General features: G+C 64.1%; 12 protein-coding genes. 7 read left to right on the top strand and 5 right to left on the bottom strand.

Going from position 1 to position 13,872, the window contains the following annotated elements:
* The first annotated feature begins 97 nt into the window (after positions 1-97).
* Positions 98-1,201 (top strand): thermonuclease family protein, encoded by a 1,104-nt coding sequence (locus FEF27_RS04950; RefSeq protein WP_166429914.1) that lies wholly within the window; start codon positions 98-100, stop codon positions 1,199-1,201.
* Between the two features lie 12 nt (positions 1,202-1,213).
* Here FEF27_RS04950 and FEF27_RS04955 read toward each other — a convergent pair whose 3' ends face one another.
* Entirely contained in the window at positions 1,214-1,921 is a 708-nt protein-coding gene (locus FEF27_RS04955) for an MgtC/SapB family protein (protein WP_138169736.1), read from the bottom strand.
* 403 nt (positions 1,922-2,324) lie between these two features.
* On the opposite strand from FEF27_RS04955, the gene ileS reads away from it, so the two are divergent.
* The 6 genes from ileS to FEF27_RS04985 all read left to right on the top strand — a co-directional run bounded on the left by ileS (position 2,325) and on the right by FEF27_RS04985 (position 9,364).
* Complete coding sequence (gene ileS / locus FEF27_RS04960; protein ID WP_279526780.1) at positions 2,325-5,645, top strand: isoleucine--tRNA ligase; 3,321 nt, start codon at positions 2,325-2,327, stop codon at positions 5,643-5,645.
* Positions 5,638-7,056 carry a bifunctional folylpolyglutamate synthase/dihydrofolate synthase gene (locus FEF27_RS04965; RefSeq protein WP_138169738.1) on the top strand — a complete coding sequence of 473 codons (1,419 nt, stop codon included), beginning with the start codon at positions 5,638-5,640 and terminating at the stop codon, positions 7,054-7,056. The genes ileS and FEF27_RS04965 overlap by 8 nt, the downstream gene beginning before the upstream one ends.
* Entirely contained in the window at positions 7,056-7,532 is a 477-nt protein-coding gene (locus tag FEF27_RS04970) for a DUF4233 domain-containing protein (RefSeq protein WP_138169739.1), read from the top strand. The genes FEF27_RS04965 and FEF27_RS04970 overlap by 1 nt, the downstream gene beginning before the upstream one ends.
* Complete coding sequence (gene ndk, locus FEF27_RS04975; protein WP_138169740.1) at positions 7,529-7,942, top strand: nucleoside-diphosphate kinase; 414 nt, start codon at positions 7,529-7,531, stop codon at positions 7,940-7,942. Before FEF27_RS04970 ends, ndk begins: the two co-directional genes overlap by 4 nt.
* Before the next feature lie 92 nt (positions 7,943-8,034).
* Entirely contained in the window at positions 8,035-8,442 is a 408-nt protein-coding gene (locus FEF27_RS04980) for a four-helix bundle copper-binding protein (protein WP_138169741.1), read from the top strand.
* A gap of 19 nt (positions 8,443-8,461) precedes the next feature.
* Positions 8,462-9,364 (top strand): F510_1955 family glycosylhydrolase, encoded by a 903-nt coding sequence (locus FEF27_RS04985; protein ID WP_138169742.1) that lies wholly within the window; start codon positions 8,462-8,464, stop codon positions 9,362-9,364.
* 44 nt (positions 9,365-9,408) lie between these two features.
* Here FEF27_RS04985 and FEF27_RS04990 read toward each other — a convergent pair whose 3' ends face one another.
* The 4 genes from FEF27_RS04990 to FEF27_RS05005 all read right to left on the bottom strand — a co-directional run bounded on the left by FEF27_RS04990 (position 9,409) and on the right by FEF27_RS05005 (position 13,699).
* A complete protein-coding gene (locus FEF27_RS04990) occupies positions 9,409-10,851 on the bottom strand; it encodes a xylulokinase (protein WP_138169743.1) in 1,443 nt (480 codons plus the stop codon).
* Positions 10,852-10,857: 6 nt separating this feature from the next.
* A complete protein-coding gene (locus FEF27_RS04995; RefSeq protein WP_138169744.1) occupies positions 10,858-11,691 on the bottom strand; it encodes a class I fructose-bisphosphate aldolase in 834 nt (277 codons plus the stop codon).
* 46 nt (positions 11,692-11,737) lie between these two features.
* Entirely contained in the window at positions 11,738-12,781 is a 1,044-nt protein-coding gene (locus tag FEF27_RS05000) for an alcohol dehydrogenase catalytic domain-containing protein (RefSeq protein ID WP_138169745.1), read from the bottom strand.
* Between the two features lie 78 nt (positions 12,782-12,859).
* Positions 12,860-13,699 carry a DeoR/GlpR family DNA-binding transcription regulator gene (locus tag FEF27_RS05005; protein ID WP_138169746.1) on the bottom strand — a complete coding sequence of 280 codons (840 nt, stop codon included), beginning with the start codon at positions 13,697-13,699 and terminating at the stop codon, positions 12,860-12,862.
* Positions 13,700-13,872: the final 173 nt, after the last annotated feature.

The raw sequence follows: 13,872 nt of genomic DNA on the forward strand, positions 1-13,872 counted from the left end.
CACCGCTTGAGCCCACCACCTCGGGTGACTCGCTCGTGCCCGGTTGGCCATCACCACAGGATTCGTTTGGGCGAGTACCCAACCGGAGCCGACCACGGTGGTCCGTGTCGTCGATGGTGACACGGTCGATGTACGCCTCGATGGTGAAGTGGAGCGTGTCAGGCTCCTGAACATCGACACTCCGGAGACGAAACACCCGCAACGCGGGATGGAATGTCTGGGGCCCGAGGCGACCGCGTTTCTGGAGGATCGGCTCACTCCCGGGGAGGAGATCGAGCTCGAGTTCGATGTTGATCAGCGGGATCGATACGGCCGGGTGCTTGCCGGAGTATTCGCCGATGGCAGTCTGGTCAACGCTGAGATCGCCCGCGCCGGATTCGGCGCCGCTGTCTACTACGCTCCGAACCGGCGCTTTCTTCACGAGGTGCAGCAGGCCGAGGATGAGGCACGAGCCGAGGGCGTAGGCCTGTTCAGTGACGAGATTGAATGCACGATCCCGGCGGCTATTGTGGCATTTGAGCAGCAAGCGGCTGCGGTCCCAACGGCACCACCTGAAGAAGAGGCCGCATTGGAGGAGGTCCTGGCTGCTGTGGCTGTGGTGGCCGCTGCTGCAGTTGTGCTCAATGAGAGCTTCGACGGTCTCGAAGCCCACCCGACCTCAGCGGTGGGCCGGGCGTTCCGAGACGACTTGGACGACCACCGTCAGCGACTCGATCAGACCATGAGCGAAATGTCGGAGCTTGAGGAACGCACCACTGTGCAGATTGAGCAGATCCGAGAAGCGGAGCGAGTAGAGCGCGAGCGGGAGGAAGCCGAACGTGAGGCGGCCCGGGTCGAGGCTGAACGGGCCGAGGCTGAACGGGAAGAGCTCGAACGGCAGGAGGCTGAGCGTGCGGCCGCTGCGCAGGCTGAGGCTGAACGGGCTGAGCAGGAACGGCAGGAGGCCGCGAACCGAGAAGCAGACCGCGGGCGTGACGCACCGGCAGTCCCGCAGCCCGACCCGGCAGATGCTCCCGCGCCACCCCGACCGCCGGCCAACCCTCCGCCACCGCCGGCACCCAATAACCAGGCACCGCCGAGTCCTGCTCCTCCGGGACCAGAGACGGGCCCTCCGGGTCATTTTCATAAGGACGCACCGACGACCTACACCGGCCCTCGGTGCTTTGCCCCCGGCGGAAAGTGGTGGAAGCCCTGCGGATAGTGAGGCTGAGCCTCACTCGTGCTCGGCCTCGGCGGAGCGGACCTCCAGAACGCCGTCCAATTCGCTGAGCCGGCGGTGCAGGTGGTCGGGGGAGAGGTACTGGGAACGCGAGAAGCTCAGCTGCGCGTCGACCACCGCACCTTCGCTGGTCTCCTTCCGGCGGGTGTGGTTTAGACCCACCTCGTAACCCAGGCTGGAGGCGGTGGTGAGCACATCGCGCAGGATGCCCTGCCCGTCCCGGTACCGCACTTGGAACCGATGGGTACGCCCACGTTTAGGGATGCGTCGCGCTAAGCGGGTCACGACTGTCACTGCCAGCAGGTAGAACGCCACCGTCAAGGCAGCAATCAGCGGCATGCCCGCCCCGCAGGCCATGCCCACCGCGGCAGTGACCCAGATCGATCCCGCCGTGGTCAGCCCCGAGACGATGTTCTGGCGCACAAAGATCACCCCGGCGCCGATGAAACCGATCCCGGAGACGATCTGCGCGGCAATGCGGGAGGGGTCCAGGATGACGTCGCCGCCCAGCAGATGTGAAAAGCCGTAGGCCGAGACCAGGGTGAACAGCGCCGAGCCCAGCCCGACCAGAATGTGGGTGCGCGCCCCGGCGGATTTCTGGCCCAGCTCACGTTCCAGACCCACCACACCGGAGAGGACGAACGCGCTCGCCAGCAGCAGAGCCTCCGTGGCGAGCGAGTCGGGTATCAGGTCAATGTTCATTCCACTTACGGTAGGCTCCCAGGCTTGAGTCAGGCTGGAGGTCCGCCTGGGCGTTTCACTGGCCGAATATGCCGGCAGATCTCACCCTGCAGCCGCATTGACTCGGCATTTTCGGCCACTGAGCGCGATTGGGACGGCGTGCGGGTTTCGCGTAGAATCCGAGGCAGCAGCTTTGACCCGGCCATCACCGGTGAGCTTCCGGAAGAACTGGAGAATCTGGCATCAGCCTCTCCACAGTAGACCCGGACGGGTAAGCCCGTCACAGCAGTCATGAAGCGGCTCGAATCCTTGGACAGCACCGGGGTTTCGGCAAGCAAGGTGGTACCGCGCACGCGGCCGGGGGTCCCCTCCCGCTCCAGGCGTCCTTGCAGAACCGGCCACAGCGATGCATCAGGATGCCTTCATGACTGAGAACACCTCTCCCATCTACCCGCGCGCCACCTCGGACGCCCAGCCCAAGGTGCACACCGCTGTGCGTTTCCCGGAGATTGAGCAGCGCATCCTGAAGTACTGGGACGCCGACGGCACGTTCCAAGCCTCAGTGGAGAACCGCCCGGAGGACAACGAGTTCGTCTTCTACGACGGTCCGCCCTTCGCCAACGGTCTGCCGCACTACGGCCACCTGCTCACCGGCTACGTCAAGGACCTCGTGCCGCGGTACCAGACCATGCGCGGCAAACGGGTGGAACGCCGCTTCGGCTGGGACACCCACGGGCTGCCCGCTGAGCTCTCCGCCATGCAGGACCTCGGCATCGCGGACAAGGCGGAGATCGAGGCCATGGGTATTGAGCATTTCAATGATGCCTGCCGCGCCAATGTCCTGAAGTTCACCAATGAGTGGGCCGCCTACGTGAACCGGCAGGCCCGCTGGGTGGACTTCGAAAACGACTACAAGACGCTGAACGTGGAGTTCATGGAATCGGTCATCTGGGCCTTCCAGCAGCTGCACCAGAAGGGCCTGACCTACCAGGGCTTCCGCGTGCTGCCCTACTGCTGGAAGGACGAGACTCCGCTGTCCAACCATGAGCTGCGCATGGATGACGAGGTCTACAAGGACCGGCAGGACCCCTCGGTGACTATCACGTTCCCCATCACCGGCGGCGGCAAGCTGGGTGAGCAGCTCAAGGGCGTGAACCTGCTGGCCTGGACCACCACCCCCTGGACGCTGCCGACCAACTTCTCCGTGGCCGTGGGCCCGAATGTCGAATATGCGGTGGTTGAGGCTCCGGCCGATGGTCCGCTGCCTGGCCGGCACATGGTGGCTGCTGAACTGGTGGGCGCCTACGCGGGGGACTTGGGCTTCACCGAGCACGACGGCGTCTCCGCGGCTGAAGCCGCCCAGGCAGCCGTGGTGGGCCGCTACCAGGGCAAGGACCTCGCCGGAATCGAGTACGAGCCCCTGTGGCACTACTACACCGACGCCGAAGCCTGGGGGACTCAGCACGCCTGGCGGGTATTGGTGGAGGACTACATCACCACCACTGACGGCACCGGCTTGGTCCACCAGGCCTCCGCCTACGGTGAGGAGGACCAGCGGTCCTCCGAGGAGGCCGGCATCCCGGTGATCCTCTCAGTCGACGCCGCCGCCCAATTCCTGCCGATGTTCGCCGAGCCCACCCCGCGCGGAGACGCTCCGCTGGCTGACATCGCCGGGCTGCAGGTCTTCGAGGCCAACCGTGTGATCATCAACCGGCTCAAAGCAGACCGGCGGCTGGTGCGCGAACAGTCCTATGTGCACTCCTACCCGCACTGCTGGCGCTGCCGCAGCCCACTGATCTACAAGGCGGTGACCTCCTGGTATGTGGCTGTCACCCAAATCAAAGAGCGCATGCTGGAGCTCAACGACCAGATCAACTGGATCCCGGAGAACGTCAAGCACGGCCAGTTCGGCCGGTGGCTGGAGAACGCACGGGACTGGTCCATTTCGCGCAATCGATACTGGGGCAGCCCCATCCCGGTATGGGTCTCGGATGACCCTGACTACCCGCGCACGGAGGTCTACGGCTCCCTCGAGGAGCTCAAAGAGGCCTTCGGCGACTACCCCCGCAATTCCGCAGGTGAACCGGACCTGCACCGGCCCTGGATCGACCAGCTGACCCGGCCGAACCCCGATGACCCCACCGGGAAATCCACCATGCGCCGGGTGGAGGATGTCCTCGACGTCTGGTTCGACTCCGGCTCCATGCCATTTGCCCAGGTGCACTACCCCTTCGACAACGCCGACTGGTTCGACGGCCACAACCCGGCGGACTTCATCGTGGAGTACATCGGTCAGACCCGCGGCTGGTTCTACACCATGCACATTCTGGCCACCGCACTGTTCGACCGGCCAGGCTTCAGCAACGTGATCAGTCACGGGATCGTGCTGGGCTCCGACGGCCACAAAATGTCGAAGTCGCTGCAGAACTACCCGGACGTCAACGAAGTCTTCGACCGGGACGGCTCCGACGCCATGCGGTGGTTCCTGATGAGTTCGCCCATCCTGCGCGGGGGCAACCTGGTGGTCACCGAAGCCGGGATCCGCGAAGGCGTCCGCCAGGTGCTGCTGCCGATGTGGAACGCCTGGCACTTCTTCGCCCTCTACGCCAACTCCGCCCGGCACGGTCAGGGCTATCAGGCTCAGCCGGTGGAGAACGACGACGCCCGGCTGACTCCGCTGGATCACTACATCCTGGCTGCCACTGGTGACCTGGTGCGGGATGCCACTGGTGCGCTGGATGAATTCGACGTCTCGGGGGCGTGTGATGCGCTGCGCCGGTTCGCCGAGCTGCTCACCAACTGGTACATCCGCCGGTCCCGGCAGCGGTTCTACGACGAGGACTTCACTGCCTACGATGTGCTCTACACCGTGCTGGAGACCTTCACCCGGGTGGCGGCGCCGCTGCTGCCGCTGATCTCTGAAGAGGTGTGGCGGGGACTCACCGGTGGTCGCAGCGTCCATCTGGCAGACTGGCCGGACCCAGCCCGCTATGTCCGCGATGAGCAGGCGGTGGAGCTGATGGACCTCACCCGCGCAGTGACCTCCGCGGGGTCCGCACTGCGGAAGCAGGCCCAGCGCCGGGTCCGTCAACCCCTGGCGAGCTTGACCGTGGTGGTGCCAAACGCCCAGGCGCTGGCCGGAACGTACGAGCAGATCATCGCTGATGAGCTGAACATCAAACACGTGGAGCTGCTTGACGCCGAGCAGGCACCGGCGGAGAAGTTCGGAATCGGTCAGCAGCTGGTGGTCAACGCCCGCGTGGCGGGCCCACGGCTGGGCAAGGAGGTCCAGCACGCTATTCGCGGCGCCAAGTCCGGCGATTGGTCAGTCTCCAACGGGGTGGTCACCGCTGGCGGGCTCGCCCTGCAGGAGGGGGAGTACACGCTGAGCACCACCGTGTCGGAGGAACTCGGTGACCAGGCGGTCACGGTCCTGGACCGGAACGCTGGGGCGGGTCAGGGCTTTCTGGTACTGGACACCCGGCTGACCGACGAGCTGATCGCCGAGGGCACCGCACGCGACGTCATCCGCACCGTCCAGGCCGCTCGCAAGGATGAAGACCTGGAGGTCTCAGACCGCATCGCCACCACACTGACCGCTTCACCGGAGGTGATCGAGGCTGTGGAGGCCCATGCGGACCTGGTGAAGGCCGAAACGCTGACCGTGCAGCTCTACCTGGTGGCTGGGGAGCAGACAGAGGTCACCCATGCCAGCGTCGTCGCCATCAAGGAGTCCCATGCCTGAATCAGCCCAACCCGTCGACGCGTTCTCCGTGGAGAGCATCTACGCTGAGATGCTCTCCCGCGCCCCGGAATCGGACATGCGTCCCCGCCTGGAGCCCATGCAGCGGGCCATGGACGTCCTGGGAGAACCGCAGCGGGCCGCGCCGGTGATCCACGTCGGCGGCACCAACGGCAAGACCTCCACCGCCCGCATGATTGAGGCGGGCCTGCTGGCTCATGACCTGCGGGTCGGCCGCTACAGCTCCCCGCACATGGGCAAGGTCACCGAACGCATCGCCATTGACGGTAAGCCTGTCTCGGACGAGACATTCGTGCGGATCTGGGATGAGATCCGTCCGCACATCGGGCTGATCGACGCGCAGCTGGCTGAGCAGGGGGAGCGGCCGCTGACCCTCTTTGAGCTGCTCACTGTGCTGGCCTTCGCGATTTTCGCCGATGAGCCCGTCGATGTGATGGTCCTCGAAGTCGGTCTGGGCGGATCCTGGGATGCGACCAATGTGGCTGATGCTGCGGTGCAGGTCATCGGCCCGATCAGCCTCGACCACACCGAGATGCTCGGTGATTCGGTCGACGAGATTGCCGAGGAGAAGGCCGGAATCATCAAACCCGGCGGGTTCCTGATCTCCGCAGCCCAAGAGCGCGACGCCGCCGATGTGTTGCTGGAGGCTGCCCAACGGGCCGGGGTGCCCTTCCGCTTCGAAGGCGTCGAGTTCGGTGTGGAGTCCCGGCTCCCCGGGGTGGGTGGCCAGCAGGTGACCGTTCAGGGGCTCGCCGGGCGCTACCCGGACCTGATGCTGCCGCTGCTGGGAGCCCACCAGGCGGAGAACTTCGCTCTGGCAGTGGCGGCGCTGGAGGCCTTCATCGGCGGCGGGGAGCAGCAGCTGGCGGTGGAGAATCTGCGCACCGCATGTGAGCACATCACCTCTCCGGGCCGGTTGGAGACGCTGCGCTCAGCTCCTGCCATCATCGTCGACGCCGCCCACAACCAGGCGGGAATCGAGGCCAGTGCGCAGGCGCTGAAGGAGAGCTTCGGGCTCACCGGGCTGACCCTGGTTGTCAGCATCCTGCGGGAGAAGGACGTCCGGGCCATGCTGCGGGAGCTGTTCGAGCAGTACAGCGACCTCGCTGACGCGGTCTGCTTCACCGCCTCCACCTCGCCACGGGCCATCCCCGCCGCCGAGCTGGCCGAGCTGGCCCTGGACGCCGGTTTCCCGGAGGCCGCAATCCACACCACGGAGCGGCTGGATGAAGCAATCAGCTGGGCGGTCGCCCACACGGATGAGGCCGGCGCCACCGAGACCGGCGGGATCCTCGTCACCGGTTCGATCACCGCAGTCGCCGAAACCCGCGCACTCTTCGGGGCCGTGGATCGCGGTATCGCTGACCCCGAGGCCGCAGGAGAGGAGACTTAATGGCCTGGCAGACACGCTCGCAGCGCGAGTGGGAACCCGGGCAGGTCCGGCCGCCCCGCTCGGTGAAGGCCCTTTTCGCCTCCACCGTGCTGTGTCTGGAGGCTGCACTGATGTTCTTCTTCGGCCTGGCGGCCTGGGGGCTGAACCAGAACGAGTGGTACGCCTGGTGGATCTTCACCGCGGCCTGCGTGGTGGCGCTGCTGTGCGTGGCCCTGTGCGCAGTGCTGCACCGGCCCTTCGGCTATCCCGCCGGGTGGGTGATGCAGGGACTGATCATCGCCACCTTCGTCAGTGTGGCTCTGATCACCGCAGAAGGGCTCATTGTGCCGCTGGCGCTGCTGCCAGGGCTGGGCTTCGCCGCGTGCTGGTGGTACGCCGTCTCTCGGGGTGCGCAGGTAGACGTCGAAAAGATGGAAAGATACCGAGTAGAAGAAGAACTTGCCGCGGAAGCGGGGAGGGAGGAGAACCCATCATGACCGAACGCACACTGGTGCTCATCAAGCCCGATGGCGTGGAGCGAGGCCTGACCGGTGAGATCCTGCGCCGGATTGAAGCGAAAGGTTATACTTTCGCCGAGCTGCGCAAGCAGCAGGCCAGCGCGGAGCAGCTGGCTGCGCACTACGCCGAGCATGAGGGCAAGCCCTTCTACCAGCCGCTGGTCGACTTCATGCTCTCCGGGCCCGTGGTGGCGGCCGTGGTGACCGGCAACGAGGTCATCAAGGGGTTCCGCTCCCTGGCAGGCGCCACCGACCCCACCGGCGCAGCCCCGGGAACCATCCGCGGCGACCTGGGCCGCGACTGGGGAGAAAAGGTGCAGAAGAACCTCGTTCACGGCTCCGACTCGGTGGAGAGTGCCGAACGGGAGATCAGCATCTGGTTCGGCTGAGCAGCTCTTGACCCCGTCTTGCCGCGACTCATACCATCGAGGTGGAAGGTGGAGGGCCGCACACCAGCGGTACCAGTGAGAGGAGCTCAGCGATGACACACATCACCTCAATGTTGAACGCCTACCCCCAAGGGATCGGCTCCCTTGACCGGGACAAGCTCGCAGCCTGCATCGCGGCCTGTTTCGAATGCGCCCAAACCTGCACCGCCTGCGCAGACGCGTGCCTTGCGGAGGACATGGTCGCCGAGCTGACCTCCTGCATCCGCAAGAACCTCGACTGTGCCGATATCTGCGCAGCCACCGGGGCGGTGCTCTCCCGGCAGACCGGCAACAATGCCGAAGTCACCCGTGCCATGCTAGAAGCCTGCCGCACCGCCTGCGAAACCTGTGCCGATGAGTGCGGACAGCACCAGGAGCACCACGATCACTGCGGCATCTGCGCCGAGGCGTGCCGCCGCTGCGCGCAGGCCTGTGCCGAGCTGCTGGCCGCCCTGGACTGACCACCACTGAAGAGAGCGTATGACCCCACACCACGTCGACCGTGCCCCCTGCAAATCCGCCTTGGCCGGAGCAGCCGCTGCGGCGATCCTTCTGCTCTCCGGGTGTGCCGGAGGCGGCGAAGCCCAGGAGCAGGAGGTTGCCGAAGGCGGCGCCGACGTCGGGACAGCCTTCGGCCATATCCACGGCTTAGGCGTGGACCCCGCGACTGACGAACTCTTGGTGGCCACCCACTACGGACTGTTCGATCTCGCTGACGAGTCGCCGCAGCAGATCAGTCCCACCAAAGACTTCATGGGATTCGCCGTGGCCGGGCCTGACCACTACTACGCCTCCGGCCACCCCGGCCAAGGATCGGAAAAACCTGACCCCATGGGGTTGATCGAATCCACTGACGGCGGCGAGACCTGGCAGGAGATCTCCCTGCAGGGAGACTCCGACTTTCACGCCATGGCCGTCTCCTCGGAGGGAATCATCGGGTTCGACGCTATGGACGCAGCGCTCCGGTTCACCCCCGACGGCGAGGACTGGACGGAGGTTGAGACGCAGATGCAGCCGGCGCACCTCAGCGCCGCCCCCGAGGGGCCGGTAGTGCTGGCTACCACCGAGCAGGGCGTCCAGCGTTCCACGGACGGAGGTCTGACCTGGGAGCTTGCTGAGGAAGGTCCGGTGCTGCTGGTCACCGCGTTCATCGATACCGACACCGCTGTGGGCATCACCCCTGAGGGGCAGGTGCACCTCAGTGACGACGCCGGATCCACCTGGGAGGAGACTGGTGGGACGACCGGCCAGCCGGTGGCAGCTGCCGGTCAAGAGACGGACGGAGAGCTGCGGCTCTGGGTCGCTACCCAGGACGGCGTCGAGCTTTCTGAAGACGCAGGCGAAACCTTCTCCGGCATTATGGCGGTGATGGAGCAGGGATGAGCTATTCACGCCAGCGACAGTCCTGAGCGAGATTTCCTGCGTAGCTACGGTACCCCACCGTGAAGTCGGCAGAACTTTTCCCACCGGCTTGTGATTAATCTGACCAGGCTTTGCCGGGGGGTCACATGCCTCGTGGAGTGGTTTAGACGCACTGTGTCGCCGACGGCTTGGGCCGATAGCATCGCGGCACCGAGTGCTGGGAGATGGGATTCGCTATTCAGAAGGAACGATGTAGCAAATATATCGGCGGCCAGCTGCATGAAGTGATCGTTGCCGCTCACGTCTCCCGACAGCATTAACCGGGGGGGCGGCACCTGCGGGTAGCTAGCTGCAATCATCCTGTCCGCAAACAGCACGCCCTCGACCGCTGCCCAGGCCATCGAAGTTTCGTCCGCGTCCGCGGTGAGTTCCAGGAAACCGGCTCGAGATTTCTCTGTCCAGAAGGGGGCCCTCTCAGGCCGTACGTGTGGGATAAAGACTGGCGCGCAGTCAATCGTTTCAGCGTCGGCGCCCATTGCTCGGTCGACCATGGCCGAGACCGCGCGTCCCCCCTTACCGTAGCCCAGGGTCCTCGCTGCCACTGACAATGCCAGGCCCCCGTTGGCCGCTCCGTGCTGCAGCCACTGGTCACGTTGGACATAGGCCCGCTGCAGGTGTTGGTGGTCCTGTGCGGGGTTGTTCCGGTGGTCGGTGACGACGTGGGTGGTCCCCAGCGTGACGAGACGTGTTTCACCCTCGCCTAGGTCTGCAGCAAAAGCAGCACAGGCGGTGTCCCCGGCCCCGGTGACCACCGGCGTGCCGGGACGCAGCCCTAGATCATGCGCCGCGTCGACCGTGAGTTGGCCAAGCACGCTCGAGGAGGGTTGGATCCGCGGAAAGATGTCAAGAGGCAAGCCTAGTCGCTGGATCAGATCTCCTTGCCACCTCCAATCGCCCACAGTGTCGAAGGGCCCGAAGTAAGAGGCCTGCGTAGGATCAATGGCTCTTTCGCCCGTGAGGCGGTGGCCGATGTATGTACCCACAGCACCCAGCGTCGTCACGTCCTTGGCAGCCTCCGGTTCCTGCTCCATCATAAGGAGGTATGCTGCCGCGATAAAGGTGGACGGCGAGATCCGGTTTCCTGACCGGTGAATCTCTTCCTCGGTCAGGAGCGGTCGCAGTTTCGCCACCGTGTCTGCCAGTCTTGGGACCTCATAGCGATAACCAGCGGCCAGGTCTTTGCCAGAAGCACCCATTGGCACGGCCACAGGCGAGTGCACTGAGAGTCCGATTGCAGACAAGTTAATCTGGTCGGCATCCAGCTGGCGGCACGCCTTCTGGACACTTTTCCACCACGAGCCTGGGTCAACGCGTCCGGGAGGCAACTGATACTCTGCGGGATGGGCGGCGCGAACTCTCCGGACAGGTTCGCCAGCATCCGTCAGCACGACGGCTTTGGTAGCCGTGGTGCCGACGTCGATACCCAAAAAGTGTCGTGGTGTCACCATGATGGTTTAGGCCAGCTTCTCGGCCGCCGAACCTGCAGTTGCCCCGTCATGCACGATAGCGCGGAGGGCCTTGATCATCTTAGTTGGGTTCTCGGCGCCCCAAACGTTGCGGCCGAAGGTCAGTCCGGCGGCCCCGGCCTGCATCACAGAATCAGCCATCTCCAGCACCTCCTGGTCGGTATCAGCTTTAGCACCACCGGCAACCATTACCAGGGCAGGCGTGCCTGCGACCACCTCGGCGAAGCTCGCGGAGGAACCCGTGTACCAAGTCTTCACGATGTCCACCCCCAGCTCTGCTGCCGCACGCGCTGCATAGAGTACGGATTCGGGGCTGTTCTTGCGCTCGCCCCAAAGTTCCCCACTCGGGTATGCATGGCAGACGGTGGGCATTCCGACTTCGGCAGCGCGCCCCACCGTCGCGGCAAGCATCTCCAACATCTGTGGTTGAACCTTCGAGCCAGCGCTAATGCCGACTGCGACGGCGTCGGCGCCCAATCTGACGGCGTCGTCCACGGTACCGATGGCGGCGTCAATCGTCGCGTGGAAGTCCACTGAGAAAGAGGACGCCTTGAGGATCCACGGGAGGGGCTGCGGGTCGCCCGCGAAAAGGCTGCCGCCGACACCGCGGGTCACCGTAACGGCGTTGGGGTTACCGGCTTTTACATCTTGGTACGTTTTCTCGATGGCGGCCAGCTGCGGGGCGACGCCGCGGGGAACGGCCTGGTCGAGCGCCACCACCAGGGCCCTGCCGGTGACACCGAAAAGCCGACGCAGACGGATGGCTCGTCCGAGTCCACTTGTTACCCCGAAGGAAGTGAAGGGAGAAATTTCGTTGCTCATTATGAGGGTCTCCTCTAAAAGTTGTTAAACGTGGGAATATCGGGAGTTAGGAGCGGGCGGTGATGCCAACTCGCAGATCGTGGCCGGCCTTGGCTGCTTCTATTGCGGCCTCGGTTTCATCGATTGCCATGATGGTGGTTATAAGGTCTTCCACCTGCAAGACGCCGTCGGTGACCAGAGAGGCGACAAACTCGAAGTCGGAAAGGTGGCAGGAGGAGCTGCCCACTATGGAATATTCGTTGTAGTGAACCTCATTGGCTGGCACCGCGAGAACATCCTCACCGGTCGGGAAGCCGGCGAAGAGATTCACCTTGGCTCCCGGGCTCAGTGCGTCTAGGTAAGGTTCAAATGCATCGGCACGACCCACCGCCACGACCATCGCCTCGACGCCATCACCACGAGTAAACTCGAGGATTTCGCGGGCTGCGGTATCTCCGGGAGCCAGCGTGCACTGGGCACCCGACTTCGCGGCGACCGCTAACCTCTGCGGGGATGGGTCTACCGCCACAATCCGTTCGACACCGAGGGTACTGGCCAGCCGAATGTGCATGAGGCCCAGTGGTCCGCACCCTACGACGAGTAGCGAATGCGCCGCTGGAGCGTCGATAAGTTTGAGTCCGTTATACGCGCAGGCTAGCGGTTCGATGATGGAGGCGCTTGTTGGGTGGACGCCGTTGACCTTCACGAGGTTGCCCGCGCGCGCCGCCGCCGCCGGGACGTGGACATATTCGGCGAAACCGCCGGGGATCTGGTAACCAAAGGCTTGACGGTTTCGGCAGATGTTGCTCCGCCCACGAATGCAGGCGGTACAGCGACCGCAGGGGACGATCGGATAGACGGCCACTAAATCGTCGACAGTAAGCCCTGGGGCTAGAGGTCCGTTGCACTCAACGATGGTTCCTGAGAATTCGTGGCCCATCACCGTCGGGTAGGTGACGTTCTTTTTTTTCTTTCCCTCGAAGATTCGAACGTCCGTGCCGCAAACGAGTGCGGACTCCACCCGGAGTAGGCAGTCGCCGGGCTTCAGGCGGGGTATCGGTTGCTCCTTGATACTCATGTCCAAGGGGCCGTTTAGGATGGCTTGTTTCACAAGATTGACCTTTCAGTTGCCGGTGGAGGGGCAGTGCCCCGGCGCCGTTTGGGAAAATACGGAGTGTGGCGGCACCGTTCAAGTGACCACCTTCTGGTCTTCGCTTAGGCGAGAGAGCGGACATACGGTCAGGTAGAGTTTGTCCGCGGACCGGAAGGGTGACAGAGCCTGCTCATCGGCATCTGCGTCTGTCAGGATTTGGCACGCAGAGGGTAATGCTGTCCAATAGGTGGACCACGTGGTGTTCAGCTTGGATGAGTCAGCGACGATCACGGTGTGCCGGGCCTGGGCCACCATGAGTTGCTTGAGCGAGTTCTGTTCCAGAGTTCGTGAAGAGAATCCTCGTTCGACGTCGAGACAGTCTGTGCCGAGGAAAGCAAAGTCGGCATACACATTCCGCACCATAGTCTCCGCTAGGGGACCCACCAGTGCTTGGTTAGTGTGTCGTAGCACTCCACCCAGAGCAACGACCTGAATGTCCAGCTCCGACTCGACGAGGACGTTGAGAGCGTTTAGACCGTTGGTAAACACCGTCAGTTGGGGGATACGAGCCAGGTAGTGGCTCAGTCGCCCTGTCGTCGTGCCAGCATCGAGGAGCACTGTCGCTCCGGGCGGTACAAGAGCTGCGGCCTCTCGCGCGATCGCATCCTTACCCGCCGCGTTGCTTATTTCGCGTTCCCGGAGGGTTTGCTCCGTTCGGGGATGGCCGAGAACCGCACCCCCGTAGGTTCTGGTTATCAGTCCGTTTCGTCCCAGCGAGTCCAGGTCTCGCCGAATGGTGGCGACTGAGACGCCAAAGGTCCGGCTGAGGTCCTCAACATGAATGCTGTCGGTGCTGTACCGGAGCTTGTCGAGAATAAGCTCCCGTCGCTCCTCTGCGGCCGTCCGGTTTCGCTGCGCCAAAGTGACCCCCTTCATGGATGCCACCTAAATGATCACATCAATCATAAGTATGAGTCAAACGCGCATGACAACTAACACAATCGGCACGGCACCAGCAAGCAAACTGGCTAGACCCGTCTACCCTGACCGAGACTATTGCGCGTTTCAATCACGAAGCGCCGACACCATGTGATCCAGCTACTTGGTAG

The sequence above is a fragment of the Nesterenkonia sphaerica genome (assembly GCF_005771565.1).
Taxonomy (GTDB): domain Bacteria; phylum Actinomycetota; class Actinomycetes; order Actinomycetales; family Micrococcaceae; genus Nesterenkonia; species Nesterenkonia sphaerica.

Bases quoted from the DNA above. Each gene is read 5' to 3' on its own strand.
- FEF27_RS04955 (WP_138169736.1), bottom strand. From the start codon at position 1,921: ATGAACATTGACCTGATACCCGACTCGCTCGCCACGGAGGCTCTGCTG.
- ileS (WP_279526780.1), top strand. From the start codon at position 2,325: ATGACTGAGAACACCTCTCCCATCTACCCGCGCGCCACCTCGGACGCC.
- FEF27_RS04965 (WP_138169738.1), top strand. From the start codon at position 5,638: ATGCCTGAATCAGCCCAACCCGTCGACGCGTTCTCCGTGGAGAGCATC.
- FEF27_RS04970 (WP_138169739.1), top strand. From the start codon at position 7,056: ATGGCCTGGCAGACACGCTCGCAGCGCGAGTGGGAACCCGGGCAGGTC.
- ndk (WP_138169740.1), top strand. From the start codon at position 7,529: ATGACCGAACGCACACTGGTGCTCATCAAGCCCGATGGCGTGGAGCGA.
- FEF27_RS04980 (WP_138169741.1), top strand. From the start codon at position 8,035: ATGACACACATCACCTCAATGTTGAACGCCTACCCCCAAGGGATCGGC.
- FEF27_RS04985 (WP_138169742.1), top strand. From the start codon at position 8,462: ATGACCCCACACCACGTCGACCGTGCCCCCTGCAAATCCGCCTTGGCC.
- FEF27_RS04990 (WP_138169743.1), bottom strand. From the start codon at position 10,851: ATGGTGACACCACGACACTTTTTGGGTATCGACGTCGGCACCACGGCT.
- FEF27_RS04995 (WP_138169744.1), bottom strand. From the start codon at position 11,691: ATGAGCAACGAAATTTCTCCCTTCACTTCCTTCGGGGTAACAAGTGGA.
- FEF27_RS05005 (WP_138169746.1), bottom strand. From the start codon at position 13,699: ATGAAGGGGGTCACTTTGGCGCAGCGAAACCGGACGGCCGCAGAGGAG.